17 protein-coding genes and 1 pseudogene are annotated in these 25,822 nt (G+C 40.3%); 10 read left to right on the top strand and 8 right to left on the bottom strand.

The genetic code is table 11. From position 1 onward, the window contains the following. The first annotated feature begins 120 nt into the window (after positions 1–120). Both AQPE_RS14655 and AQPE_RS14650 read left to right on the top strand, forming a co-directional pair. Entirely contained in the window at positions 121–2,196 is a 2,076-nt protein-coding gene (locus AQPE_RS14655) for a protein-disulfide reductase DsbD family protein (RefSeq protein ID WP_318347246.1), read from the top strand. 172 nt (positions 2,197–2,368) lie between these two features. After that, complete coding sequence (locus AQPE_RS14650) at positions 2,369–3,340, top strand: hypothetical protein (protein ID WP_318347245.1); 972 nt, start codon at positions 2,369–2,371, stop codon at positions 3,338–3,340. Between the two features lie 54 nt (positions 3,341–3,394). Here the strand turns inward: AQPE_RS14650 and glmM are convergent, their stop codons facing one another. Continuing rightward, complete coding sequence (gene glmM, locus AQPE_RS14645) at positions 3,395–4,780, bottom strand: phosphoglucosamine mutase (protein WP_318347244.1); 1,386 nt, start codon at positions 4,778–4,780, stop codon at positions 3,395–3,397. A gap of 370 nt (positions 4,781–5,150) precedes the next feature. On the opposite strand from glmM, the gene AQPE_RS14640 reads away from it, so the two are divergent. Continuing rightward, positions 5,151–6,509, top strand: a complete 1,359-nt coding sequence (locus tag AQPE_RS14640) for a sugar porter family MFS transporter (RefSeq protein WP_318347243.1) — start codon at positions 5,151–5,153, stop codon at positions 6,507–6,509. Positions 6,510–6,667: 158 nt separating this feature from the next. Continuing rightward, positions 6,668–9,115: a bifunctional YncE family protein/alkaline phosphatase family protein gene (locus AQPE_RS14635; RefSeq protein ID WP_318347242.1), complete on the top strand. Its 2,448-nt coding sequence runs from the start codon at positions 6,668–6,670 to the stop codon at positions 9,113–9,115. Between the two features lie 126 nt (positions 9,116–9,241). Here the strand turns inward: AQPE_RS14635 and AQPE_RS14630 are convergent, their stop codons facing one another. Next, the gene (locus AQPE_RS14630; protein WP_318347241.1) at positions 9,242–10,906 is read right to left on the bottom strand and encodes a sensor histidine kinase; all 1,665 of its coding nucleotides are present in this window, start codon (positions 10,904–10,906) and stop codon (positions 9,242–9,244) included. A 167-nt stretch (positions 10,907–11,073) separates the two neighbouring features. Then, positions 11,074–12,291 carry a response regulator gene (locus AQPE_RS14625; protein WP_318347240.1) on the bottom strand — a complete coding sequence of 406 codons (1,218 nt, stop codon included), beginning with the start codon at positions 12,289–12,291 and terminating at the stop codon, positions 11,074–11,076. A gap of 369 nt (positions 12,292–12,660) precedes the next feature. Between AQPE_RS14625 and aqpZ the strand changes: the two genes are divergently transcribed. The 4 genes from aqpZ to AQPE_RS14605 all read left to right on the top strand — a co-directional run bounded on the left by aqpZ (position 12,661) and on the right by AQPE_RS14605 (position 16,147). Beyond that, the gene (aqpZ, locus tag AQPE_RS14620; RefSeq protein WP_318347239.1) at positions 12,661–13,335 is read left to right on the top strand and encodes an aquaporin Z; all 675 of its coding nucleotides are present in this window, start codon (positions 12,661–12,663) and stop codon (positions 13,333–13,335) included. A 111-nt stretch (positions 13,336–13,446) separates the two neighbouring features. Then, complete coding sequence (locus AQPE_RS14615; protein ID WP_318347238.1) at positions 13,447–14,139, top strand: OmpA family protein; 693 nt, start codon at positions 13,447–13,449, stop codon at positions 14,137–14,139. A gap of 41 nt (positions 14,140–14,180) precedes the next feature. Next, entirely contained in the window at positions 14,181–14,681 is a 501-nt protein-coding gene (locus tag AQPE_RS14610; RefSeq protein ID WP_318347237.1) for an outer membrane beta-barrel protein, read from the top strand. Positions 14,682–14,809: 128 nt separating this feature from the next. Further along, on the top strand, positions 14,810–16,147 hold the full coding sequence (locus AQPE_RS14605) for an OmpA family protein (RefSeq protein ID WP_318347236.1): 1,338 nt from the start codon (positions 14,810–14,812) through the stop codon (positions 16,145–16,147). A gap of 119 nt (positions 16,148–16,266) precedes the next feature. On the opposite strand, the pseudogene AQPE_RS23900 reads toward AQPE_RS14605, so the two are convergent. From AQPE_RS23900 to ald, 5 genes and pseudogenes are all read right to left on the bottom strand, one after another. After that, positions 16,267–16,380: pseudogene (locus tag AQPE_RS23900) on the bottom strand (hypothetical protein); the annotation flags it as partial. 48 nt (positions 16,381–16,428) lie between these two features. Next, on the bottom strand, positions 16,429–17,067 hold the full coding sequence (locus AQPE_RS14600; protein WP_318347235.1) for a DUF4276 family protein: 639 nt from the start codon (positions 17,065–17,067) through the stop codon (positions 16,429–16,431). After that, on the bottom strand, positions 17,064–18,545 hold the full coding sequence (locus tag AQPE_RS14595) for an AAA family ATPase (RefSeq protein ID WP_318347234.1): 1,482 nt from the start codon (positions 18,543–18,545) through the stop codon (positions 17,064–17,066). The genes AQPE_RS14600 and AQPE_RS14595 overlap by 4 nt, the downstream gene beginning before the upstream one ends. 152 nt (positions 18,546–18,697) lie before the next feature. Beyond that, the gene (locus AQPE_RS14590; RefSeq protein ID WP_318347233.1) at positions 18,698–21,745 is read right to left on the bottom strand and encodes a valine--tRNA ligase; all 3,048 of its coding nucleotides are present in this window, start codon (positions 21,743–21,745) and stop codon (positions 18,698–18,700) included. A 193-nt stretch (positions 21,746–21,938) separates the two neighbouring features. Then, positions 21,939–23,051, bottom strand: a complete 1,113-nt coding sequence (gene ald, locus AQPE_RS14585) for an alanine dehydrogenase (RefSeq protein ID WP_318347232.1) — start codon at positions 23,049–23,051, stop codon at positions 21,939–21,941. A gap of 258 nt (positions 23,052–23,309) precedes the next feature. Between ald and AQPE_RS14580 the strand changes: the two genes are divergently transcribed. Further along, entirely contained in the window at positions 23,310–24,536 is a 1,227-nt protein-coding gene (locus AQPE_RS14580) for a pyridoxal phosphate-dependent aminotransferase (RefSeq protein ID WP_318347231.1), read from the top strand. A 118-nt stretch (positions 24,537–24,654) separates the two neighbouring features. After that, positions 24,655–25,818: a DUF1624 domain-containing protein gene (locus tag AQPE_RS14575; RefSeq protein ID WP_318347230.1), complete on the top strand. Its 1,164-nt coding sequence runs from the start codon at positions 24,655–24,657 to the stop codon at positions 25,816–25,818. Positions 25,819–25,822: the final 4 nt, after the last annotated feature.

The raw sequence follows: 25,822 nt of genomic DNA, 5'->3' as shown, positions 1-25,822 counted from the left end.
TGCGTCTGGATACCAAGTTTATTTCAAGATTATAATTACATCGGCAGAATTGAAACTTGTAATTCAGAAACAATTAATTTGTACAATCGTTTATATGCAGATATATTAATACTTGAATGTATGAAAACCAAAACATTAACAGGGATTATAGCACTCTTTATTCTTTCCCTTTTTACTTCCTATTCCGCTCAGGCGCAAATTGTTGAGCCAGTTAAATGGGAATTCAAAACCAAGATAACCGGCACTAACACTGCTGATTTACAGTTTGTAGCCACGATTGACCGCGGATGGCATTTATACTCTATGCACCTTCCTGAGGGTGGACCAATGCCAACTGAATTTAAGTTTGAAAAATTAAATGGAGTTCAATTGGTTGGCACATCGACCGAACCTACACCACATGAGGTATTTGATGAAATGTTCCAAATGAAGGTGAAGTATTTTGACAACACGGCAACTTTTGTCCAAAAAATAAAATTCACAAACGACAAACCAGTTTTGGTTAGTGGCATCGTAAACTTTCAGGCATGTAATGATGAAACTTGTGTGCCGGGTGAATCGGTGTTCTCATTCAATATTCCGGCTTCAACGGGATCGGCTGGTGCCTCTGAAACAAAAACGGATCTTAATACTGCCGCAGTACCCGATAATCCCACCACAATTGCAGAACCTGCGACTGCTCAAATAGTCCAACCCGCAACAAAAACAGAGGTAAAACCCATCGCCAGCAACGATGAGTTTACAGGGAAAAACCGTTCTCTATGGTGGTTTTTTGTTCAGGCTTTCGCATGGGGACTATTGGCTATCCTTACCCCTTGCGTATTTCCAATGATTCCAATGACCGTTTCGTATTTCATGAAAAGTGGTTCGAAAGGAAAAATTCAGGCGTTGATTTATGGATTTTCAATTGTTGCTATTTACGTGATATTTGGAGTTCTGATTTCAGTACTTTTTGGTGCCGATTTTGGAAACTGGCTTAGCACACACTGGATTCCAAATGTATTGTTCTTCCTGATTTTTGTAATTTTTGCGGCTTCCTTCTTCGGATATTTTGAAATTACGATGCCAAGCTGGCTCGTTAACAAAAGCGCACAGCATGAGGATCAAGGTGGTGTAATGGGTACAATTTTCATGGCATTCACACTTGTACTTGTCTCGTTTTCGTGCACTGGCCCAATAGTGGGTACTGTTATTGTACAGGCGGTTGGCGGTCAAATTTTAAAACCGGTCATCGGAATGTTGGGCTTTTCGCTTGCCTTTGCTATTCCGTTTACCTTGTTTGCCTTTTTCCCACAATGGTTAAAAAAGATGCCAAAATCGGGTGGATGGCTAAATTCGATAAAAGTTGTTATTGGTTTTATTGAGTTGGCTTTTGCTCTGAAATTCCTGAATGTACCCGACCAAACTTACCATTGGGGGCTACTCGATCGTGAAGTGTACCTCGGATTCTGGATCGTGCTTTTCACTATGATGGGATTTTACTTGTTGGGGAAAATCAAGTTTCCACATGACAGTGATTATCCGGTTGTGAAATCTTTTCCACGGCTACTGCTAATTATCTTCACATTTACTTTCGTGATTTACCTTATTCCGGGTCTTTTCGGCGCACCGCTCAAAGGCATTTCGGGCTGGCTTCCTCCAATGGAAACACAAGATTTTAACATTAACGCCATTGTTCGCGACAATCAGGGAGGTGGTCAAAGTGTCCATCAGGGAAACATGACTGAAGCCGCAAAATACGCAGACCGGCTAAAACTACCTCACGGATTACAGGGCTACTTCGATTACGATCAGGCTCTGAAGGTATCGAAAGAATTGAATAAACCGATTTTTGTCGACTTCACAGGCCATGGCTGCACCAACTGCCGTGAAATGGAAAACCGGGTTTGGAGCGACCCGACAGTCCTCAAAAGGCTTCGTGAAAATTTTGTTTTACTGGCTCTTTACGTTGACGACAAAGTGATAGAAATGCCAAAAGAAGAGTGGTACACCAATAAAGATGGTCGCGAAGTGAAACTTCTTGGCAAGAAAAACAGCGAAATACAAACCAGTAAATTCGGAACGAACTCGCAACCCTATTATGTCATTTTAGATGGCAACGGAACTCTGCTGGTTTCGCCAAGAGCATACGATCTCAACATTGAAGCATTTAACCAATTTTTGGATGCCGGTGTGGAAGCTTTTAACAAGAAATAGAACTCCAAGATAACAGAAGTTTAAACGATTAATGCAAAAGCGGATCAGCTAATCAACCAAGCTGATCCGCTTTTGCATTAACCTGGTACAACTATCAACAATTTAGTCCAGAGTTACTTCTTCTGCTTTGAAACAAAAAATTACCATAATCGTTATTTGAAATAAAAAAGCTATGAAACATTTTTACATCCTCACAGCGTTTCTTTCGATAACAATCCTTGCCCATTCGCAACAGAAGATTGAAGTCGAAATTGGTCAAAAGCACATGTCAAAAGGCGAACAAACCGCAATAACAGTATTAATTCCAGAAGCAAAACCCAATGATATTGAGCCAGTCTGGAAAAAATACGTTAACAACCGAAGCATTGGCGAACGAGTTGGAAATCTGGCCACACAGATTGGGAACATTTTTAAGAGTGACGAGAAACAAGTAAACCGCGACAAGCTTAAAGTTGAGAAAATTGGAGATGAGCTATTTGTCAAGTCGATAGAACAGGCAATAATTACCAAACATTCGATGGACATTTATGCCCGGATGGTTGAACTACCTGAAGGCTGTCAGTTCAATACCTTTTTTCAATATACCGATTCGGCCTTCATCAACGAATCAAATGCTGATCCTGAACAGATTCAAAACATGAAATCATACATCAGGGATTTTGGAGTTATTGCATACCAAGGCGTCGTTGATGGACAGATTAAAGAAGCAAAAAAAGAAGTTTCGCGGCAGGAAGATGTTTTGAAAGACATTGAATCAGATTCAAAAAAAGAAGAAAAAATAATTGCCCGTTGCGAAACAGACATTCAGGAATATAACGCTGGAATATTTGAGGTTGAAAATGACATTGTCAGGTTGGACGAAGCCATTACAGCAAATAAAGTAGCGTTTGCAACCCTAACAAAAAAAACTCCTGAATATGACATTGCAAAGAAAGCGTTAAAAGACTTAGCCAAAGAAAAATCGAAATACTTCAACAAAATAAAATCGCTGAAAAGTAAGATCAAATCAAAGGAAATGGACATCAAATCGGCAAAAGGAACAATTACTCAGAATGACTTAAAACTAAACAACCAGCAAGCAGTTATTTCGGGAAAACAGAAGATTGTTGACCAGCTAATCGAAAAGAAAGCGGCAATACAATAAACAAGTTAAAAAATAAAGTATCCGATCTATTGAACAGATGGGATACTTTATTTTTTAGGCAATCAATGAACGAATATCCTGAATAATAGTTTGCGCCAGCAAATCGGCTTCAACCATTGAAGGAGCTTCGGCGTAAATACGAATGATTGGTTCTGTATTCGATTTTCGCAAATGCACCCAGCGATCAGCAAAATCAATTTTTACGCCATCAATATCAATCACTTGTTCGTGCTGATATTTCAACTTCATTTTAACCAAAATACCATCCACATCAATTTCCGGAGTCAGTTCAATCTTGTTTTTCGAAATGAAATAATCGGGATAAGTTTTTCGAAGCTCAGAGCATTTTAAACCCGATTTGGCTAACAAGCTTAAAAACAAGGCAACACCAACCAACGAATCGCGGCCATAATGCGATGCAGGGTAAATAATTCCACCGTTTCCTTCGCCTCCGATTACCGCATTGGTAGCTTTCATTTTGGCAACTACATTTACCTCACCAACAGCGGCTGCCGTGTACGTTCCGCCATGCTTTTCGGTAATATCGCGCAAAGCCCGCGACGACGAAAGGTTAGAAACCGTATTGCCGGGAGTTTGGCTCAACACATAATCGGCTATGGAAACCAACGAATATTCTTCGTTAAACATGGAACCATCTTCGCTAATAATCGCCAGGCGATCAACATCGGGATCAACCACAAAACCGACATCAACCAAATTGTTACGAATGATTTCGGCCGTTTCAATCAGATTTTCGGGAAGCGGTTCCGGAGTATGGGCGAATTGTCCAGTGGCATCGCAGTTAATTTCGACAACATCTTCAACCCCTAACGCTTTCAGTAAGGCCGGGATAACAATTCCTCCTACCGAATTCACAGCATCAATAGCCACTTTGAAATTAGCATTCCGGATAGCATCAACATCAACAAGCTCCAGATCGAGTACTTGCTGAATGTGAATATCGGTATAATCTTTTACGAAGATCTCACCTAAATCATCAACTTCAGCAAACTGGTACGACTCATTTTCAGCAATTTCCAACACCAAAGCACCTTCAGCAGCATTCAGAAATTCTCCATCCTGATTCAGTAACTTTAATGCGTTCCATTGCTTTGGATTATGGCTGGCAGTAAGAATAATTCCACCTTGTGCCTGCTCTTCCTTCACGGCAATTTCCGTAGTTGGTGTGGTTGCCATTCCTAAATCAACAACCATGCAGCCCATTCCTGAAAGCGTTGCCACTACCAGCGATTGAACCATCGGCCCTGAAATGCGGGCATCGCGGCCAACCACCACAGTAATTGTTTGCTCGGGGTGTTGTTGTTTCACCCATTCGGCATAAGCTGCCGTATATTTTACCACATCAAGCGGACTTAATCCCTCGCCGGGTTTTCCACCAATAGTTCCCCGAATTCCTGATATTGATTTAATTAAGGTCATAATATTGTCGTTTTCGAATTGATTATTATAAACTATTATTGCAAAGATAAGACGTTCGACACCTAAAATTATTCTGGAACAAGAAAAGATTGGAGAAAAAATAAAAAGGGCATCGGATCTCACCCCATGCCCTTTGAAGTTTTTTGTTAGACCCAAAGTCTTAGTAAAAAAACCTAAACAAACTTATGAAAAAAAATTCCGCAATACGATTACATAACAGTTCAGAAAAGAAACACCCTTATCTCATTCATTGGATATTTTTTGAAACCAACCGCTTTTAACTTCTTTTAACATTAAGCATTCAAATTGGCTGAATAATCACATAAATTCAACTTAAGTATTCCAGTTATCAATCAATAATTATTTACATTTGAAGAGTACCTATACGACAAAGACTAACAAAATGAAAATAAACATCCGCTTAATTTTTATCACACTGACTGCCGCATTGGGTGGTTTCCTATTTGGTTTTGATACCGCAGTTATTGCAGGAGCAACTTCAGCACTCGAAAAACTTTTTAACCTCGATAAATTCTGGCTTGGATTCACCGTTTCCATAGCACTAATCGGAACAATTATTGGAACTATGGTGGTGGGAAAACCCGCTGACATCTATGGACGCCGCCGAATTTTGTTTTACCTGGCTATATTTTACGCGTTGTCTGCTCTTGGATGTGCTTTTTCGTTCAGCTGGATTTCACTACTATTTTTCCGTTTCCTTGGCGGAATTGCGGTTGGAGGAGTATCTGTTGTTGGCCCCATGTATATTGCCGAAATTGCTCCGGCTAAATATCGGGGACGCCTGGTTGGGATGTTTCAGTTTAATGTGGTACTCGGTATTTTAATGGCTTATTTTTCGAATTACCTGGTAGGTTTATTCGGATTGGGCGAAGTGGAATGGAGATGGAAGCTGGGAATAATGGCCGTTCCTTCAATTCTCTTTTTCATTACCCTGTTCTTTATTCCACGCAGTCCACGCTGGCTGATTAAAATGGGACTTATTGACGAAGCGCGATCAGTGTTGAATTTGACTGGCGAAGAATTTGTTGAAAAAGAAATTGCTGAAATACTCGAATCCATCGAATCGGAAAAGAAAAAAGGGAAAGAACTACTGTTCAGCAAAAAGTTCAAATACCCGATTTTCCTGGCTGTTTCAATTGCCATGTTCAATCAGCTTTCAGGAATTAACGGTTTGCTGTATTACCTGAACGATATTTTTGCGCAAGCCGGCTTTAGCAAAGTATCAGGCGATTTACAAAGTGTAGCCATTGGCGCGACCAACTTGCTGTTTACCATGTTGGCCATGAGTATTATCGACAAAGTGGGTCGAAAACTATTACTACTCATCGGCTCTATAGGAACCGCAGTTTCGCTGGCTGGAGTGGCATTTATCTTCTTCACCAACAGTCATCAGAACTTATTGGTATGGTTACTGGTTAGCTACATTGCATTCTTTGGATTCTCACAAGGAGCTGTTATATGGGTGTATATCAGCGAAGTATTCCCCAACAGCGTGCGATCGAAAGGTCAGGCACTTGGAAGTTTTACGCACTGGATAATGGCTGCAATTGTTTCGTGGACTTTCCCGGTAATGGCCGAAAAATCGGGTGGATACCCATTCCTGTTTTTTGCAGCCATGATGTTGCTTCAATTCTTTGTGGTGAAATTCATGTATGTCGAAACCAAAGGCAAATCGCTGGAAGCGCTTCAAAAAGAAATCATTGGATAAAATGTGATCGGGTTGTCGAAATATCTTTACCACGATGAAAAATTTAAGCTGAACCGAAAGTTTCAAAAATTTAATTCAATTTTAATCGATTGGATTTGATTTGATTAAACTTATCCCGAAATTTCGGCATGAAGATTAACCCAAAACAACTATACAATATGTTTTCTATCAACATTAGAACAGTATTTGTTCTGAATTTCGTCTTTCTACTGTCATTCCCATTTATTCAGGCGAATGGACAGAGTTTAAAGGAAATAGAATCGGGTCGGGTTTCGTTGACGAATGGTTGGAAACTCACGCCGGTAGGACAAAAGTTGCCTCTGGGTGATTTACCTCTGAACATTGCACTTTCTCCTTCAGGAAAGATGCTGGCAGTAACCAATAACGGACAAAGCGATCAGGGAATTCAACTGATTGATCCGGAAAAGATGCTCGTACTCGATTCGGTGATCACGGCAAAAAGCTGGCTGGGCCTCACGTTCTCAAAAGATGGCAAGTATTTGTATGCTTCAGGAGGAAATGACAACTGGATCATGCGCTATTTGGTTTCCAACAAAAAACTGGTGCCGTATGACACGTTGGTTATTGGGAAACCCTGGCCTGAAAAAATTTCAGTTGCGGGCATTGCTGTCGATGATGATCAGCAAATGTTGTATGCGGTCACCAAAGAAAACAATTCGTTATACACCTTCGACCTGAAAGCGAAAAAAGTTAAAAGCCGATTCGAATTGGGAGGCGAAGGATATACTTGTTTACTATCAAATGATGGCAAAGTATTGTATGTCACATGTTGGGGCTGCGATAAAGTTGACCTGTTTGATACCCGCAAACAGCAGATGATGGGCAGTATTCCGGTTGGGGATAATCCAAACGACATGTGCCAGACAGGCAACGGGAAATACCTTTTTGTAGCCAATGCCAACGACAATTCGGTTTCGGTTATTTCGCTGGAACAAAAAAGAGTCGTCGAAATCTTGAATTCAGCGCTTTATCCAAACTCTCCGTCAGGATCGACCACAAATAGCGTTGCCCTATGTGATGATGATAAAACATTATACATTGCCAATGCCGACAACAATTGCCTGGCCGTTTTCGATGTAAGTGTTCCCGGAAAGAGTTTCAGCAAAGGATTTATTCCAACAGGCTGGTATCCAACCTGCGTTAGGGTAATTAAAAGCAACATTTTTGTTGCCAATGGTAAAGGCTTGACTTCCAAAGCCAACCCTTTGGGACCAAGTCCTAAAAAAGAGGAAGTTACTCACCATGCCGATTTAAACAAAAAAGCCAAAGTGCAATACATTGGCGGACTTTTCCGTGGAACATTGCAGTCGATACCCAACCCAAGCGAGACACAGCTTGGCATTTATTCGCAGGCCGTATATAACAACGTTCCATACAACAAGGGAAAAGAAATGCAATCAAAAGGTGAAGAAGGAAATCCAATTCCATCGCGGGTTGGAGAGTCATCGCCTATTAAATATGTATTTTACATCATCAAGGAAAACCGCACCTACGATCAGGTTTTAGGCGATATACCCGAAGGAAACGGAGATTCAACGTTGGTGCTCTTCGGGAAAAATGTGACTCCAAACCTGCATGCATTGACCAAACAATTTGTGTTGCTCGACAATTTTTATGTGGATGGTGAAGTGAGCGCCGATGGCCATAACTGGACGATGGGCGCCTATGGCACCGATTATTTGGAAAAGAACTGGCCTACAAGTTATGGGGGCAGAGGTGGCTCATATCCAGGTGAGGGTACACGTGAAATCTCAAACAATAAAAATGGTTTTTTCTGGGATTTTTGCAAACGGTATGGAGTGCCGTATCGAAGCTACGGTGAATTTATTGGCGATAATAACAAACCAAACATTCCTGCTTTAAAGGATCATTTTTGTGAATCTTATGTTGGTTGGAATATGTCGATTCGTGACACCGTCAGGTTTAGATGGTGGAAACAGGATTTTGAAACACTACTTGCAAAGGGTAATGTTCCACAATTTAATAGTATCCGTTTTGGCAACGACCATACCGAAGGGTTGAAGCTGGGAAGACCGTCTCCACTTGCGCACGCCGCCGATAACGATCTGGCCTGTGGCCTTTTCGTCGAACATCTCAGTCATTCGTCGATTTGGAATGAAAGTCTGGTTATTATTGTGGAAGACGATGCCCAGAATGGCCCTGACCACGTTGATGCGCATCGTTCAACGGCTTATCTCGCTGGTGGATTTGTGAAGCAAGGATTTGTGGATCATACGATGTACTCCACTTCATCAGCACTGCGAACGATGGAACTAATTCTGGGACTTCCACCAATGAGTCAATATGATGCCGCCGCCGAACCTTTATGGAGATGTTTCAACAAAACAGCAACACATCCTCCTTTCAAATCGTTACCCAATAAGGTTGATTTAAACCTGAAGAACACCGCAGAAACTGCGATGTCGAGAATTAGCGATAAATTTGATTTCAGCAAAGAAGACCGAATTCCGGATGCCCAATTTAATGCAGTGATCTGGGCCGCCATTCACGGGCTTTACAGCAAATGTCCGGCACCAGTTCATGCAGCATTCTTTACCGTTCAGAAAGAAGATGACGACGACTAATTCATCTATTCTCTAAAATAGACATCCCGGCAGCTAGGCTAGTTGTCGGGATGTTTATTTTTTGTACTTGTATTCTGAAAATAATTTCAGGGTACTCACCAAAACTTAGCAATCAATGTTAGTTCTTCAAATTAATGGAATGGAGAAACAGAAATTACTTCCCTTCCCAAGAGTACTTTCGACCCAGATTTTACCTTGATGGGCTTCAACAAATTCTTTGCAAATGATAAGGCCAAGACCAGAGCCAACCTCGTCGTCGGTGCCTCGTGATGACGAATTTTTATCTATTTTGAAAAGTTTGTTTAATCGGGTTTCATCCATGCCCACTCCAGTATCCGTAACACTAAAATTTAAAACGTTCGATTCGGCATCAGCCTGTACTAAAACACTTCCTCCCTTTTCGGTGAACTTGATTGCGTTTGTGACTAGGTTTTGTAAAACAGAACCGATCATGTTTGGATCAACTGTTGCAGTAATGTCGCTATTCACATTCCAATCGAGCTTTATTTCTTTATTCCGGGCAATTGGGGCTACTACCATCATTGTACTCGAAACAAGTTCATCAATCCTGACTGACTTGGGCGTATATTTCATTTTGCCATTCTGCATTCGCGACCAAACGAGTAAATTCTGTAGCAGATTTAGAATCCGTTTGGTCGATTCATGAACGATTAACGAATATTCCACACAATCCTCCTGATTGCCGTTCTTCGCCGATACTGTCATCATTTGGCTGAAACCCAGAAGTGCATTAAACGGATTCATCAAGTCGTGACTTATAATCGAGAAAAACTTATCTTTTTCAACTGAATCCTTCATTACCTTCTTATTCAAATCAACAATATGGTTTTGAAACGTGTCGTTCTTATAAGCCAGCACCAAAATATATCCTGCAAGAATACATGCCAGCAGCATTAATACAATCAATACATTTTGAAGGAAATCAGTAGAATTCCGAACCGATTTTAAAAAAGAATTGTTTTGCCTGGCCTCCTGATTCTTTATACTCGACTTGATTTCATTAATGAGTTTACGTATTTCAGAAATCAGGCTATTGTTTATCTTAATTAAATTCAACTCACTCTCTTTCAAATCATTACTCCTCAATACAAGTTCCTTAATATTCTTCAAGTTACGACCCGATTTCTGATACGATTCGTGAGATAATTTTTCGGACGGAGATTGAACCAGCAACTTCGTATTTACACTTTCCTGAATTTTTTCGCCAACTATAGCACTCTTTATTTTTCCCAACAGACCTTTCTTGTATTTCTCACTTGTTTTTGTAACACTTAAGGTATCAACCCTTCCTTCAGACCGACTCCCGAAATATTTGTCGATTTCTGTTTCAGTTTCGTCCAAACTTGCAACTGAAGACATCAACGAATCTGTTATCAACCTTAATTTCACGTATATATCAGCCTCTTTGGTCTTTTCCTCAAAAATTTGTGTAATCCGACTACTTTCTTCTTTTGACTCACCAGAAACCGGTTGCTGTAAAAGTTTTATATTTTCAGCCAACGTTTTAACCTGCGTTTTATAATCTTCGAAAACCGGTTTTTCAAATGTTGTGCAGTATTCCTTGAACCGGACTTCAACCAACAAAAGAGACTCTGTTACGCCTTCCGTTTTCAATATCTGCTCACGATTTTGTTGCGAAAGATCGAGCGCCGATTGAATTCTGCCTTTTTCATTAATAAGGCTAATTATTATAACCACAATTAGAACCAGAATTAATGCCATCAAAATGGTAGTTGCGATTAACCGTGTTGGTATTTTTATTTTGACCATTTAATTAAACCTCCGTATTAGAGTTCGTAGTTTTTACAATTCAAATGTTTCAAGCCCGAACAAATGTGCATAGCTGTTCTGCTACAAAAGTCGAAAATATCTTACAATAGTATTCTGCTAAAAACTATACTTTATCCATACAACTGCTCTATCAATCAATAGGCCTATTATTTATCGATCAAAAGGAGGAAATCGATAAGATTCTCCTCATTGGCCAGGTTGAGTTTCTTCCGCAAACGGTACCGGGCAACATCAACACTCTGAGGATTCTGAAAAGTAAGAATGGCTATGTCTTTAGAGGATAATCCGGATCGTAATAGTGCACATAGTTTGCGCTCATTGGGAGTTAAGCCGGGGAATTTCTCAAGCAATACCGTGTAAAACGAATCAAAAGCATTTTCGAACCGTGTTTCAAAATCGTTCCAAATTTGCTCGGTCATATTCATTTTAAACTTTTGACTCATCTGGCGAATCAGCTCCTGCCCTTCTTTATTGGTGTACGGATTAATTTTCACCAGATCATTGATCAAACTGCTGTTCATTTCATTTAGGTGCATCACCTTCAATGTACTCGAAATCAATTCAATCTTCTTGGTATTCACAATTTCGTCGTTGGCCTTTTTCAGTTCCGAAACATCAGTAAATACGGTAATTATTCCTAGCGGATTATCCTGATTATCGGAAACTACATTTTTTGAAACGATGAACATTTTATCTCCGGGAAAAACATTCTTTTCATACGATAACGATGCCTTGCTTTGGGCCAGCTCAACATCTTTCTGTACATGAAAACCCACTTCGTCGCTCCGGAAATACCGATAGACCGACTTACCGACCAAATCAGCTTTAGATCTTTCCAGAAGTTGTTCGAAGAAATTATTGCTCATGAGCAGAATTCCCTCCATCGAGCAATAAATAACCGGATGAGGAATACTTTCGATCAACGAGGTAATAAATACATTTTTATCCTCCAGATGGCAGTATTGATCTTTCAATGTTTTCAAAGTCTCCGACAACAATAAAATATTCCTGACACGTGCACTCAATTCAAGTTTATCAAAAGGCTTTTTCAGAAAATCGATAGCTCCAATCGACATGGCAAACGATAGGTCTTCAGATGAAGTCATCACTCCGGTAATCATTAAAACCGGAATATCTTTCGTCTCAGCATCTTTCTTTAGTATTTCCAAAGCTTCAATCCCGTCCATTACAGGCATGTTCCAATCCAGCAAAATCAAATCCGGGAAATGCTCACGAACATTATTGAGGCACTCCTGCCCGTTAGCTGCTGTGATGATTTGAAAATCAAAATCTTTCAGCATTTTATCGTAGAGCTTTAAATTTAAAGGCTCATCGTCAACAAGCAGTATTTTAGAATTACTCATCGCAAATTCGGTTTACTTTACTCAATTCGAACATTAAGATTACTCCAATTATTCAAAAGTAACTTTTTTCGTTCTTCTAACTCGCGAAAAGCAGAACTAAATCACCAACTGCCTATCGAATATTGACGATAATCTTAAAATTCGGTTCGATCCCGGTTTAAACAGGCTACAACAAACCCAAGCCGACAATCAAACAACTAAATATAAACAAATTACAACCACCGTATAGATATTGTATAGATGGCTGTATAGACGTTGCAATGCGTTAAACCGTTCAAATTAAATTGAATTTGCAGACTTTTGTTTACGATTATTTCACCATATCTCCCCGAAAGAGATATTACACTCAACTCTAAAAAAAGAATTGCGATGAAAAAGAATTTAGCAGAATTTATCGGAACATTTTGGCTCGTATTTGGCGGCTGCGGAAGTGCACTGTTAGCTGCAGGATTTCCTAACGTTGGGATCGGATTGGCAGGAGTCTCTCTTGCATTCGGACTAACTGTACTTACAATGGCCTATTCAATTGGTCATATTTCAGGAGCTCATCTCAATCCGGCAGTCACAATTGGCTTGTGGGTTGGCGGACGATTCGATGCAAAAGGAGTATTGCCTTATATTATTTCTCAGGTAGCCGGAGGAATTTTAGCTGCAACAGCCCTTTATTTTATTGTTACCGGAAACGGTTCCCCGATTGGCTCATTTGCCGCCAATGGTTACGGCGAGCATTCTCCAGGTCAATACAGTTTATTGGCAGCCATTCTCACCGAGTTTATTATGACATTTATGTTCCTGATTATTATACTCGGAGCAACCGACGAAAAAGCCCCAAAAGGTTTTGCAGGATTGGCCATTGGATTGGCATTGACTCTGATTCATTTGGTAAGCATTCCGGTTACAAACACTTCAGTAAACCCAGCCAGAAGTATTAGTCAGGCTTTATTCGTTGGCGATTGGGCCTTGGCTCAACTTTGGGTATTTATTGTTGTCCCCATTGCAGGAGCTGTTGTAGCTGGCATTGTTTACAAAGAACTGTCAAAATAGCCTCCATTTTACTAAAAATAGCCTCCATTTTACTATTGGATTCGGGAACAGACAAAATCCAAACAATCATCAAACATGAAAAATAAACAGATAACCAAAATCTCAAAAAACATGAAAACATTTAATAAACAAATTGCAATTCTGCTTTGCGGTATAATCCTATTAAGCAGTTGTTCTTCAACTAAAAACTCTACTAAAGGCGGAGTTATAGGAGGCGCAGGTGGCGCTCTTCTGGGTGCCGGAATTGGAGCGCTGGTTGGTCACGGGAAAGGTGCCGCAATTGGCGCTGCCGTTGGTGGTGCTGTTGGCGCCGGTGCTGGCGTAGTCATTGGCAAAAAAATGGACAAACAAAAAGCTGAGCTTGAAAAAATTGAAGGTGCAAAAGTAGAGTCAGTTACCGATGCCAATAATTTACAGGCCATCAAAGTTACTTTCGATAGCGGAATCCTATTCCAGACCGGGAAAAGCGACTTGAACACCAGCTCCAGAACAGCATTAACCAAATTTGCAGCTTCATTAAAAGAAACTCCTGAAACCGATGTGACCATTTACGGGCACACCGACAATACTGGTTCCAGAGAAACAAACGAACAGTTATCAAAAAACAGAGCTGCTTCAGTTGCCAATTTTTTGAATTCGAATGGAATTTCGACTGAAAGAATGACTACCGAAGGCAAAGCTTTTGATGAGCCTGTTGCAGACAATTCCACCACAGAAGGGAGAGCTAAAAACCGAAGGGTTGAAATCTACATTACCGCAAACAAACAAATGATTAACCAGGCTGAACAAGGAACATTAAAGTAATCAAAACAAAAAAACAAGTAGTAAAATCTAAAATAAGAAACATGAAAAAGCAATTATTAATCCTATCATTCCTACTTTTTAGTAGTTTGATCTATGCTCAATCGCCAATCGCTAAAGGCGAATCCCAGATTAATGCCGGATTGGGATTATCATCATGGGGCGTACCGGTATACATTGGATTTGATCACGGAGTACATCCCGACATCACTGTAGGAGGTGAGCTTTCGTACCGTTCATACAGCGATAAATATGCCAATGTAAATTACGATCACTCGGTGATTGGAATTTCAGGAAACGGAAACTACCATTTCAACCGTGTTTTGGAGATTCCTAAAAATTGGGACTTCTACGCCGGACTAAATCTTGGATTTTATATCTGGAACTCACCATCCGATTATCACGGATCCCATTCTTCAGAATTGGGTCTTGGAGCTCAGGTTGGAGGTCGCTATTACTTTTCCGACAAAATCGGTCTTAACCTCGAATTTGGCGGTGGTAACGCTTTCTCAGGAGGAAAAATCGGGTTAACATTTAAACTGTAAAACAAAACTGCATAAACAAGAAGTTCGATGAATCAATAAGGATTTTTTGACACACATCCCCCTTACTGGCATCGGACTTCTTTGTTAAAACTTCACGTTCAAATTCAACAATTAAAAATTAATAAATCATGAAAAAAATACTTTTACTTTTTACTGCATTCCTGCTTCTTCAATCAGCATTTTCACAAACCGAAGATAAAAAATGGGGAATTGGCGCTGGAGTTGGCGCTTACGGGAATCTGAATAATTCAAGCATTGGCTTTATTCCCGAATTGTATTTAAGCAGATACTTAAGTCCGCGACTGGATCTGATGTTGAAAAGCGACTTTGGATTATTCAATTCCAAACTAACCAACAACCTTGACTTCGTGAATCCTTTCCTCAACTTAAGATTTAAGTTGACCAACGAAAGCAAAAACTTCCGTCCGTATTTATTCGCCGGACCTGGCTATCTTGCTGATAATGGCGAATCAGGATTAAACTTCAACTTAGGTGTTGGTGGTAAATATTACATAAGTCCGGCCACTGCACTTTATCTGGAAGCCGCTTATATCAATGGAATTGAGACAACCGTTGCCGGCAAAAATACCAGAGATAACTTCTGGAAAGCTACCGTTGGTATTGAATTCGATTTTGGGAAAACCAAAGATTCTGACATGGATGGCGTTTCTGATAAAAAAGACAAATGTCCGAATACCCCTACAGGTGTTGCTGTTGATGCCAATGGTTGTCCAATAGATACTGACGGCGATGGAGTTGCTGATTACATGGACGACTGTCCAACAGTTGCCGGATTAACCTCACTAAAAGGTTGCCCCGATGCTGACGGTGATGGAGTTGCCGATAAAGATGACAAATGTCCGGACACGCCTAAAGGTGTAAAAGTTGATACAAAAGGTTGCCCGGTTGACTCGGATAGCGACGGTGTTGCTGATTATTTGGACAAATGCCCTGACACTCCCAAAGATGCAAAAGTTGACGGAAAAGGATGTCCGGTAGATTCGGATGGCGATGGTGTTGCAGACTATCTGGACAAATGTCCGGACACTCAAAAAGGTGCAAAGGTTGATGCAAAAGGATGTCCTATTGTTGAAAAAACAGCCGAAGAAATTGAAGCTGAAAGAATGAAAGTTGAGCCTGTATATTTCGATTCAAATAAATCGACTTTTACCGTTCAGGAAAAAGGAAAAATTGACAAGCTCGTTAATATACTTAACGAAAACGGCGATTATAAGGTGAAGGTAAGCGGTTATGCTGACTCTCAGGGTGCTGACAACTACAACCTCAATTTATCGAAAAGTCGTGCAAGTTCTGTTGTAAAATCAATCGTTTCGGGTAAAATAAAGAAGAATCGTATAGAACAGCAGGAAGGATTTGGAGAAGCGAATCCTGCTGCAACTAACGATACTCCTGAAGGTAGGGCGTTAAATCGCAGAGTTGAGTTTGAGGTAATCAAAACAAAGTAATTATCGCTTTACTTTGTTTATTGAAAAGGCTGTCTCGATATTTTGAGACAGCCTTTCTTCTTATATCTTTTCAGTGAGCGGGTGACTTTAAGTCACCCGCTCACTACCTTTTGATAGGTTTATTTCAAGCTAGCAATCTGTTCTTCCAGAACTTTGATTTTTGCTTCGGCATCGGCTTGCTTCGCTCTTTCTATCGCAACAACCGCTTCCGGAGCACTACTCACAAAACGTTCGTTGCTGAGTTTTTACGGCAAATCAGGTTCTTGAATTCTTTATTTAGGCTAATTTTCTAAAAATATGTCCACAACCTTTTTCAATTGTTCTTCAAACGCCTGAAATGCAACTAAATTTCTTAGAGGACTGTAATCTTCTATATTCTCGGCAACTAAATGAACCGTTTTATCTATGTTGAAATTCCTAAGATTTCGGTTCTTCCGCCCACTTACCTCTCTCAATATATTATGTAATAATTCTTTAGGCTGGCTCTCTCGTTCCAGATTTCTTATCAAAGGTAAGTTAATATTACCATTGTAGTTCCTATTCCCAGCGGCCTTTTTAATGGCATCTTGATCTATAAGCAGCCACGTTTCCATCATCTTTATTGGAACAACACAAATTGTTCTATCAAGATCATCCTTCTTAAGTTCAGAACTTACTTCCTGATATCTTTGTGCTATTATTCTGTGATTTGCGGATTCTGCATCTCGGTGTACAAATAAAATATCGAAAGGATAATACAACTTTGCCGCTTTTACTTTTTCAACCAACCGCTTGGGCGGTTTTTGCATTTGTCTGAAATCTGCAAAACTTCCATCATTAGAAAGCCTGGGATATAGATCATCTAACGACCATTTGATAATTTTTAACAGTACTGAGTCAGAACTGCCGTCAGCAATCAATGTATATTTGAGTTCTTTCATAAACTGTCCCAATCAATTTTACATTGAATCACATTTTCTACAACAGTTTTTTTCTTCAAAGAAGATGAAGGAACAGTTTTCTGATATATCACTTTCTCGTCATGTACCTCATTGGAATTGTCGATATCAACAGTTTTATCCAGATAAGCAGTTATTTCACCAAGAGAGGTTATTTGAGCTAATGAATTATTCGTTTTCCATGTGTTTTTTAGTGCAGAAAAACAGGTATATGTAATTTTCTTATTAAAGTCATCATGAAAACTCTCTTTACTTTTAGCGAGATACAGACTTTCGTCCGAAACGGCACTGACGACTCCAGGCGAATGGGTATTGATAATAACCTGTCGCAATGGGTTGTCTTCATCAACAAAAAAGTCAGTATTTGTTGCCATACCCTCCAATAATTCAACCATTTCTTGAATTTTTCGAGGATTGATCCCATTTTCAGGTTCCTCTAAACAAATTAGACTACTTCCGAGACTATCCTCCTCAATTATCGCCAAACCCAAAAAACGCAATGTTCCGTCAGACAATGATTGAGCAGGTAAAACAAGGCCACCTTTAAACTTTACTTGCAATGTTAGCAAATCCCTCTTTTCATCTTTATCCACAACTATTTCTAAAACATCTTCAACCAATCCTTTTAACCTATTTGTAAGTCCCTGATATACATCTTTGTCTTTTTTATCATTATTTAATCGAAAAAGAGTAGCAGGCAAATTAAGTCCATTCGCTGAAACCACAGCGTTTTTCACCTCATATATGGAATTAGGTTGACGTAAAGCGCTCGGTTCAAATTGCAACATAATCCAATTACGCATTTCTTGTCGAACCAAAAAGGCTGTTGGCGATTCTGCCGTTACGGTTGAGATGAGTGTTCTAGGCATTTTCATGGAGTTAAAATCTGTAGTCCGCCCTTTGTTGCCATCTTGATGAAGTTTAATTTTCTCCCCATCAGTAGAAATAAATGGTATTTTAGTTGACCGTCGTCCCTTTAAAACTGAATCTATCCAATCCTTTTTATAATCAAAAAACAGACAGCTTTTTGTTTGAGTTTGAGTTATGGGAAGTAATTCTTCTCGTTCTATTTTAATTGGTTCACCTTCTTTATTTTCGTCATTCAAGCTTAAATGGAGAATGTACTTTAAGCTAGTTATTGTTGCTTCAGCAATTTGCCCTAAATCATCAACTCCTGACTGAGGAACAAGCATATCAATCTCAAATGTCATTCTCGACATGTAATCCGCACCGCTTTTAAAAAAAATATCCCTAATATTCGAATGTTTTTGATTCTCACTTCGAACAGACTTTGCAGCCTCAACAATAGTTTTATCCGCAAGATTTGATAGGAAAGCTAAAGCATCGAAAAAATTTGATTTACCTATTGCGTTTGCACCGGCAATACATGTAAATGGACCCAAATAAAGCTCTGTATCAACTAAACTTTTGAATCCGTTTATTTTAATTCTTGTAATCATAGAGATTTCTCCTTCTTTTCGATGTTAACAATCAAATTAACAAGGTAACATCCAAATATACAACTTTTCAGTCTGTTAAACCTTTAAAAAACATAAAAGGGAACTTTACCTATAGTAAAATTCCCTTCCCCGATTAAATTCCAAATATCACTTTATTTCAATCCTGCAATCTGTTCTTCCAGAACTTTGATTTTTGCTTCGGCATCAGCCTGTTTGGCGCGTTCGGTGGCAACCACTGCTTCAGGAGCACTGCTTACAAAACGTTCGTTGCTCAGCTTCTTCATTACCGAATTCAGGAAACCTTTCGTGTAATCCAATTCAGCCTGAAGTTTCTTCAATTCTTCTTCTACATCAATTGTTCCGCCAAGCGGCACAAAGAAAGTGGTCGATTTCACCAAAAATGAAGCAGCCAGTTTTACTTCTTCTGTCACCACGTTCAGTGCAGACAGGTTACCCATCTTTACCAGAACAGAATTGAATTCAGGAGCAAAACCTTTGTCGCATACCATTATGGCCAGTTCGAGTTGATCCTTATTGGGAATGTTGTTTTTGGTACGGATGGTGCGCAATCCGGCAATGGCTTCTTTTACATCTTCGAACTGAGCGATCAAAGTTTCGTCGTAACCTGTCGATTTTGGCCATGAACTAATGGTGATGCTATCGCCTTGCTTGCGTTCTTTCAGCAACTGCCAGACTTCTTCGCTTACGAAAGGCATAAACGGATGCAGGAACCGCAAAACTTCATCAAAAATATCAATTAATTCTTCATATGTTTTACCATCGATTGGCTGCTGGTATGCTGGTTTTACCATTTCGAGCAACCATCCGGAGAACTCGTCGCGAACAGTTGTATAAACATTCATCAAAGCATCCGAAATGCGGAATTTATCGAAATGATCGTCGGTTTGTTCCACAATCTGGCTGAATTTTTCGTGAAACCAACTGATAGCTAATTTGGAATGTTCAGGCTGCGGAATTTTATAGTCTACTTCCCAACCGTTTACCAATCGGAAAGAATTCCAGATTTTGGTTACAAAACCGGCGCCTTGCTGCGGCAAACTCTCGTCGAACATCAAATCGCCACCTGCAGGTGAACAAAGTAACATTCCCACACGAACGCCGTCGGCTCCATACGTATCAATCAAGTCGAGCGGATCGGGCGAATTACCCAGCGATTTCGACATTTTACGACGCAGCTTGTCACGCACCATTCCGGTGAAATATACATTTTTGAATGGGAACAGATCGCGGTATTCGTAACCCGCAATAATCATACGAGCTACCCAGAAGAAAATGATATCCGGACCAGTTACCAAATCGTTGGTTGGATAGTAATAGTTGATTTCCTTGTTGTCGGGTTTATTGATGCCGTCGAATACAGAAATTGGCCACAACCAGCTTGAGAACCAGGTATCAAGTACATCTTCATCCTGATGCAGGTCTGTCATTTTTAGGCTGGTATTTCCGGTTTTTGCCTGAGCCAAAGCCAATGCTTTTTCGTCGGAATCAGCAACTACAAAACCTCCATCTGCCAAGTAATAAACCGGAATCCGGTGTCCCCACCACAACTGACGGCTGATGCACCAGTCTTTGATGTTTTCCATCCAGTGACGGTAAGTATTTTTAAATTTCGGCGGATAAAACTGAATGGTATCGTTCAACACATTCTCAGTTGCCGGTTTTATCAAAGGTTCCATTTTCAGGAACCACTGGGCTGATAATTTTGGTTCAATTGGCACATGAGTGCGCTCCGAATAACCCACTTTATTGTTGTAATCTTCCACTTTAGCCACATTTCCGGCGGCTTCCAGATCGACCATGATTTTTTCGCGAACAGCAAACCGATCTTCGCCAATATACATTCCGGCTTTTTCGCTCAGAGTACCATCATCGTTAAAAATGTCGATACTTGGAAGATTGAATCGCAACCCAATTTCATAGTCGTTCACATCATGAGCCGGAGTAATTTTCAAACAGCCGGTACCAAACTCCATATCCACATATTCGTCTTCAATAATTGGGATGGAGCGGTTGATCAGCGGAACCAGCACCCGTTTGCCTTTCAGGTGTGTGAAACGTGGATCGTTTGGATTCACACAAACGGCGGTATCGCCCAGAATCGTTTCAGGACGGGTAGTTGCAATGGTCACATAAAGCCCAGCCCCCTCAGCTCCCCCAGTGGGGGAGCTTTTTAACGCATCTTGGATAGATTGTACAACTTTATCAGTATTTACAAGAACTTCTTCGTTTGTAAAACGAATGACTGTATATCCTAGATCATTCAGAATTTCAGTTTTGATTTTATCCAAGTCCTGAATTTCTCTTGTATTGTGATACCCTCCGTCAACTTCAATTACAAGGTTTTTTGAAAGGCAAATAAAATCAACAATGATGTCATTTATTATATGTTGTCTCCTGAATTTTTCTCCTAATTGGGTTCCTCTTAAAGCTTCCCATAAAACTCCTTCAGCTTCAGTTGAAAATCGACGTAATTCTTTGGCATTCTTCTTCAACAGTTCATACTCAGATTTTCTTGCAGTCTTGTATTGGGGTTTCTTCTCCTCCCCCTCGGGGGAGTCAGAGGGGGCTATCCTATATTTCAGGTAATAGAGTTTTGATTGCATTTCGCGGTAAATCACCTCTTCGTCTGACAACGCAGTTTTTGCAGCAGGATCCCAGTTCACCATTCGAACACCGCGATAGATCAGACCTTTGTCGTACAAATCAACAAAAGTTTTGATAACCGATTCGCTGCGAACATCGTCCATGGTGAAGGCAGTGCGATCCCAATCGCATGAAGCCCCCAGTTTTTTCAACTGCTCCAGAATGATACCACCATGTTTGTTGGTCCATTCCCAGGCATGTTCCAGAAATACGTCTCGGCTCAAATCGAATTTCGAAATTCCTTCATTCTTCAATTTATTCACCACACGCGCTTCGGTAGCAATGGAGGCATGGTCGGTTCCAGGCACCCAGCATGCATTTTTCCCAAGCATTCGGGCACGACGGGTTAAGATATCCTGAATGGTATTGTTGAGCATATGCCCCATGTGCAGTACGCCAGTGACATTTGGTGGTGGAATGACGATGGTATAAGGTTCACGTTCGTCGGGTTCGGAATGGAAAAACTTATTTTCCATCCAGTACTTGTACCATTTGTCTTCAACTTCGGCGGGATTGTACTTGCTGGGGATATCCATGATTTGTATTTTATTGAGTATTTCCTGATTATCTATTTAAACGAAGGTGCAAAAATAGAAAAATTACTTCGTTGACCGAATAAAACCTTCAGGTGAAAATGAAAAAAGGCCGGAATTGATTGTTCCGACCTTTTCTATGATTTGAAAAATTTCGATAAAAAGAACAACCCCACTTTACAGGGGTTTTCAGGATTTAGAGTACTGTTTGAACGTCTTGATAAGGAAGTCCGAAAGCTTCAGCTACTCCTTCGAAAACGACTTTCCCATTAACAACATTCAACCCCTTTTTCAATGGTTCACTATCCACACAGGCTTTCTTCCACCCCTTGTTAGCAATCTGTATAGCATATGGAAGTGTAGCGTTTGTCAAAGCCAGAGTTGATGTGCGTGGCACAGCGCCCGGCATATTGGCTACACAATAGTGAATAACATGATCAATTACAAAAGTTGGATGATCGTGGGTTGTAGCAACAGTTGTTTCGAAACAACCGCCCTGATCAACTGCTACGTCAACCATTACCGTTCCAGGTTTCATCGTTGGGATCATATCGCGGGTAACCAATTTTGGAGCAACAGCGCCAGGAATTAAAACCGCACCAATAATCACATCGGCATTACGAACCATCTCGCGGATGTTGTATTCGTTGCTCATCAATGTTTTTACGTTCGCTGGCATAATATCGTCAAGGTAACGTAAACGCTTCAGGCTAACATCGATAATTGTGACATCAGCGCCTAAACCACCGGCCATTTTAGCAGCTTCGGTTCCGACAATTCCACCACCAATAATCAATACTTTAGCAGGTGGAACTCCGGGAACGCCGCCCAGCAATACGCCGTAACCGCCGTAAGTTTTTTCCAGGTATTTTGCTCCTTCCTGAATCGACATACGACCAGCCACTTCCGACATAGGAACCAGCAAAGGCAACGAACGATCAGGCATTTCAACTGTTTCGTAAGCCAAACAAATAGCTTTACTTCCAATCATTGCATCAGTTAATGGTTTGTTTGAAGCAAAATGGAAATAAGTAAATAAAATCTGACCTTCTTTTATCAGCTTGTACTCTGACTCAATAGGTTCTTTCACTTTGATAATCATTTCAGCAATGGCATATACTTCTTCGATTGTTGGAAGCATCGTTGCACCTGCATGAATATAATCTTCATCGCTAAATCCACTACCCATTCCGGCAGTTGCCTGCACATAAACTGTATGACCACTTTTAATCATTTCGGCTACACCTGCTGGTGTTAAAGCAACGCGGTTCTCGTTGTTCTTAATTTCTTTTGGCACTCCTATAATCATCGTCGTAGATTTAATGTTTTGTATGAGCTCAAAAGTAGCCTATTCAACGTATCAAAAACATGATAAAATACAATAAAAATTGTCAGTTTTAAGAGTTGTCATACAAATTATAATCAAATTAAAACCAAATAAACAAATACACTGGAAATATGAAAGTTAATCTGCCGTTAATATTTCGGATTAAATAAAAACCTAAAATTTTAATTTAGATTTGATAATCGTATATTTGCCGGCTTACTGCTAATTTTATATTAAAACATGCCAAATACATCGGAACGTGGTAATTTGATGCCAGACTCCCCCATCCGGAAACTGGTTCCTTTGGCCGACAAAGCCAAAGAAAAGGGCAAAAAGGTATTTCACCTAAATATTGGTCAACCTGATTTGCCTACACCACAAAACGCAATCGACGCGATACGCAATATTGACCGTAAAATTTTGGAGTATTCTCCCAGTGAAGGAATCAAATCATTCCGCGAAAAGCTTGCGGCGTACTATCACACATTTAATATTGATGTTACAGCCGACGATATAATCATCACTACCGGAGGATCTGAAGCGGTAACTTTTGCGTTCCTGGCCTGTCTCGATCCGGGTGATGAAATTATCGTTCCTGAACCAGCCTATGCCAATTACACTGCTTTCGCTATTCTGGCGGGCGCTGTCATCAAATCTATTCCATCTAAAATTGACGAAGGTTTTGCGCTTCCGCCTGTTGCCGAATTCGAAAAACTGATTTCTCCACGAACAAAAGGAATCATGATCTGCAACCCGAATAACCCAACAGGCTATTTGTATAACCGCAGTGAAATGAACCAGATTCGTGACCTGATCAAAAAATACGATTTGTATTTATTCTCCGACGAGGTATATCGCGAATTTTGCTATACCGGAGCACCCTATATTTCAGCGTTCCATCTGAAAGGAATTGAGCAAAATGTAGTACTGATAGACTCTGTTTCGAAACGATACAGCGAATGTGGAATCCGCATTGGCGCTCTAATTACCAAAAACAAAGCACTGAAGAAAAACGTGATGAAGTTTTGTCAGGCCCGTTTAAGTCCGCCGTTGATTGGACAAATCGCTGCGGAAGCCTCGCTCGACAACAATAAAGAATACATGCACGACATCTACGACGAATATGTTGAACGTCGCAAATTCCTTGTTGACGGATTAAACCGAATCAACGGAGTCTATTCTCCCATTCCAATGGGGGCTTTCTACACCGTTGCTCGACTACCAATTGATGATTCTGACAAATTCTGTGCGTGGTTACTGAGCGACTTTGAATACGAAAATCAAACTATTTTCATGGCTCCTGCAACCGGATTCTATACCACTCCGGGATACGGCAAAGACGAAGTACGTATTGCTTACGTGCTGAAGAAAGAGGATCTGGCAACTTCATTAAAAATTCTGGAAGAAGCTCTAAAAGTTTACCCCGGAAGTAAAGTGAGGCAAATAGCTGCTGCAACTCAGGAATAAAAAAACATAAACATTCCTATACAGAAGCGTTCGGAGCAAAATCCGGACGCTTTTTTTATTGCAGAAATCCTTAAATTGCCAATCAGCAAAACAATTGGCTTTTACGAAACAAATTGCAATGAAACGAATTTACAGTATAGACTTTACCCGAGGGCTGGTTATGATTTTAATGGTTCTGGACCACGTTCGTGACCTGATGCATGTTACCTCCATCACGCAAAATCCGGTTGATCTTTCATCGACCACCCCGGCGTTGTTTTTCACCAGACTGATTACTTATTTGTGTGCGCCCATCTTTGTTTTCCTTGCAGGAACGTCAGCTTATATTTCATTCAACAATCGACATACACCGACAGAAAGTAGAAAAAATCTTATCAAACGGGGACTCTGGTTGATCCTGCTCGAATTTACACTCGTCAACTTTGGAGTCTGGTTCGACTTGGGATTTCACACCTGGCTTTTTCAAGTGATTGCAGCCATAGGACTTGGTTTTATTATCCTGAGTTTTATGCTTAGGTTGTCTCCTGCAATTATTGGGATAACAGGCTTAACCATCATGTTCGGGCATAATCTACTTCCATTCATTCCGCTAGAAGGATTTCCTATATTGAAAACCATTTTATCACCATTGTTTGCAACCACAGCATTTCCTTTGACCTCTCAAATAACATTCGTTATTGGATACCCACCCGTTCCATGGCTGGGAATTATGTTGGTAGGTTTTGCTTCGGGAAAACTGTTTGAATTGGCTGATAACAAAAGAAGCACTACGTTTCTAAAAATAGGTTTGGGTGCATTGGTTTTGTTTACAGTTCTTCGTTTCATCAACATTTACGGCGATCTGAGTTTGTGGACATCACAGAAGAATAACTTATTTACCTTTCTGTCTTTTATTAACGTAACCAAATACCCACCATCACTTCTGTATAGCTTAGTAACCTTAGGAATCATGTTTTTAATACTTGCATTTGCTGATCAGGTGAGAAACAATTTTACCAATTTTGTATCCATTTATGGAAAAGTTCCTCTATTCTTTTATCTGATTCACTGGTATATTGTTCATCCACTTCTAATCGCAATCATGTTCCTTCAGGGATTTTCATGGACTCAAATGGATTTTGCTTCCGGAAATTTTGGCCGCCCCAAAGGAGTAGAAAGCGGGCTTCAACTTTGGGCAATCTATATCATTTGGATCGCAGTTGTCCTTATTTTATACTATCCATGCCGCAAGTACAGCATCTATAAGGATGGGCAAAACAAATGGTGGTTAAAGTATATTTAAAGTA

The sequence above is a fragment of the Aquipluma nitroreducens genome (assembly GCF_009689585.1).
GTDB classification, from domain to species: Bacteria; Bacteroidota; Bacteroidia; order Bacteroidales; family Prolixibacteraceae; genus Aquipluma; species Aquipluma nitroreducens.
Note: the sequence above shows the minus strand (reverse complement) of the source record. Positions and strands in the feature narration are given on the sequence as shown.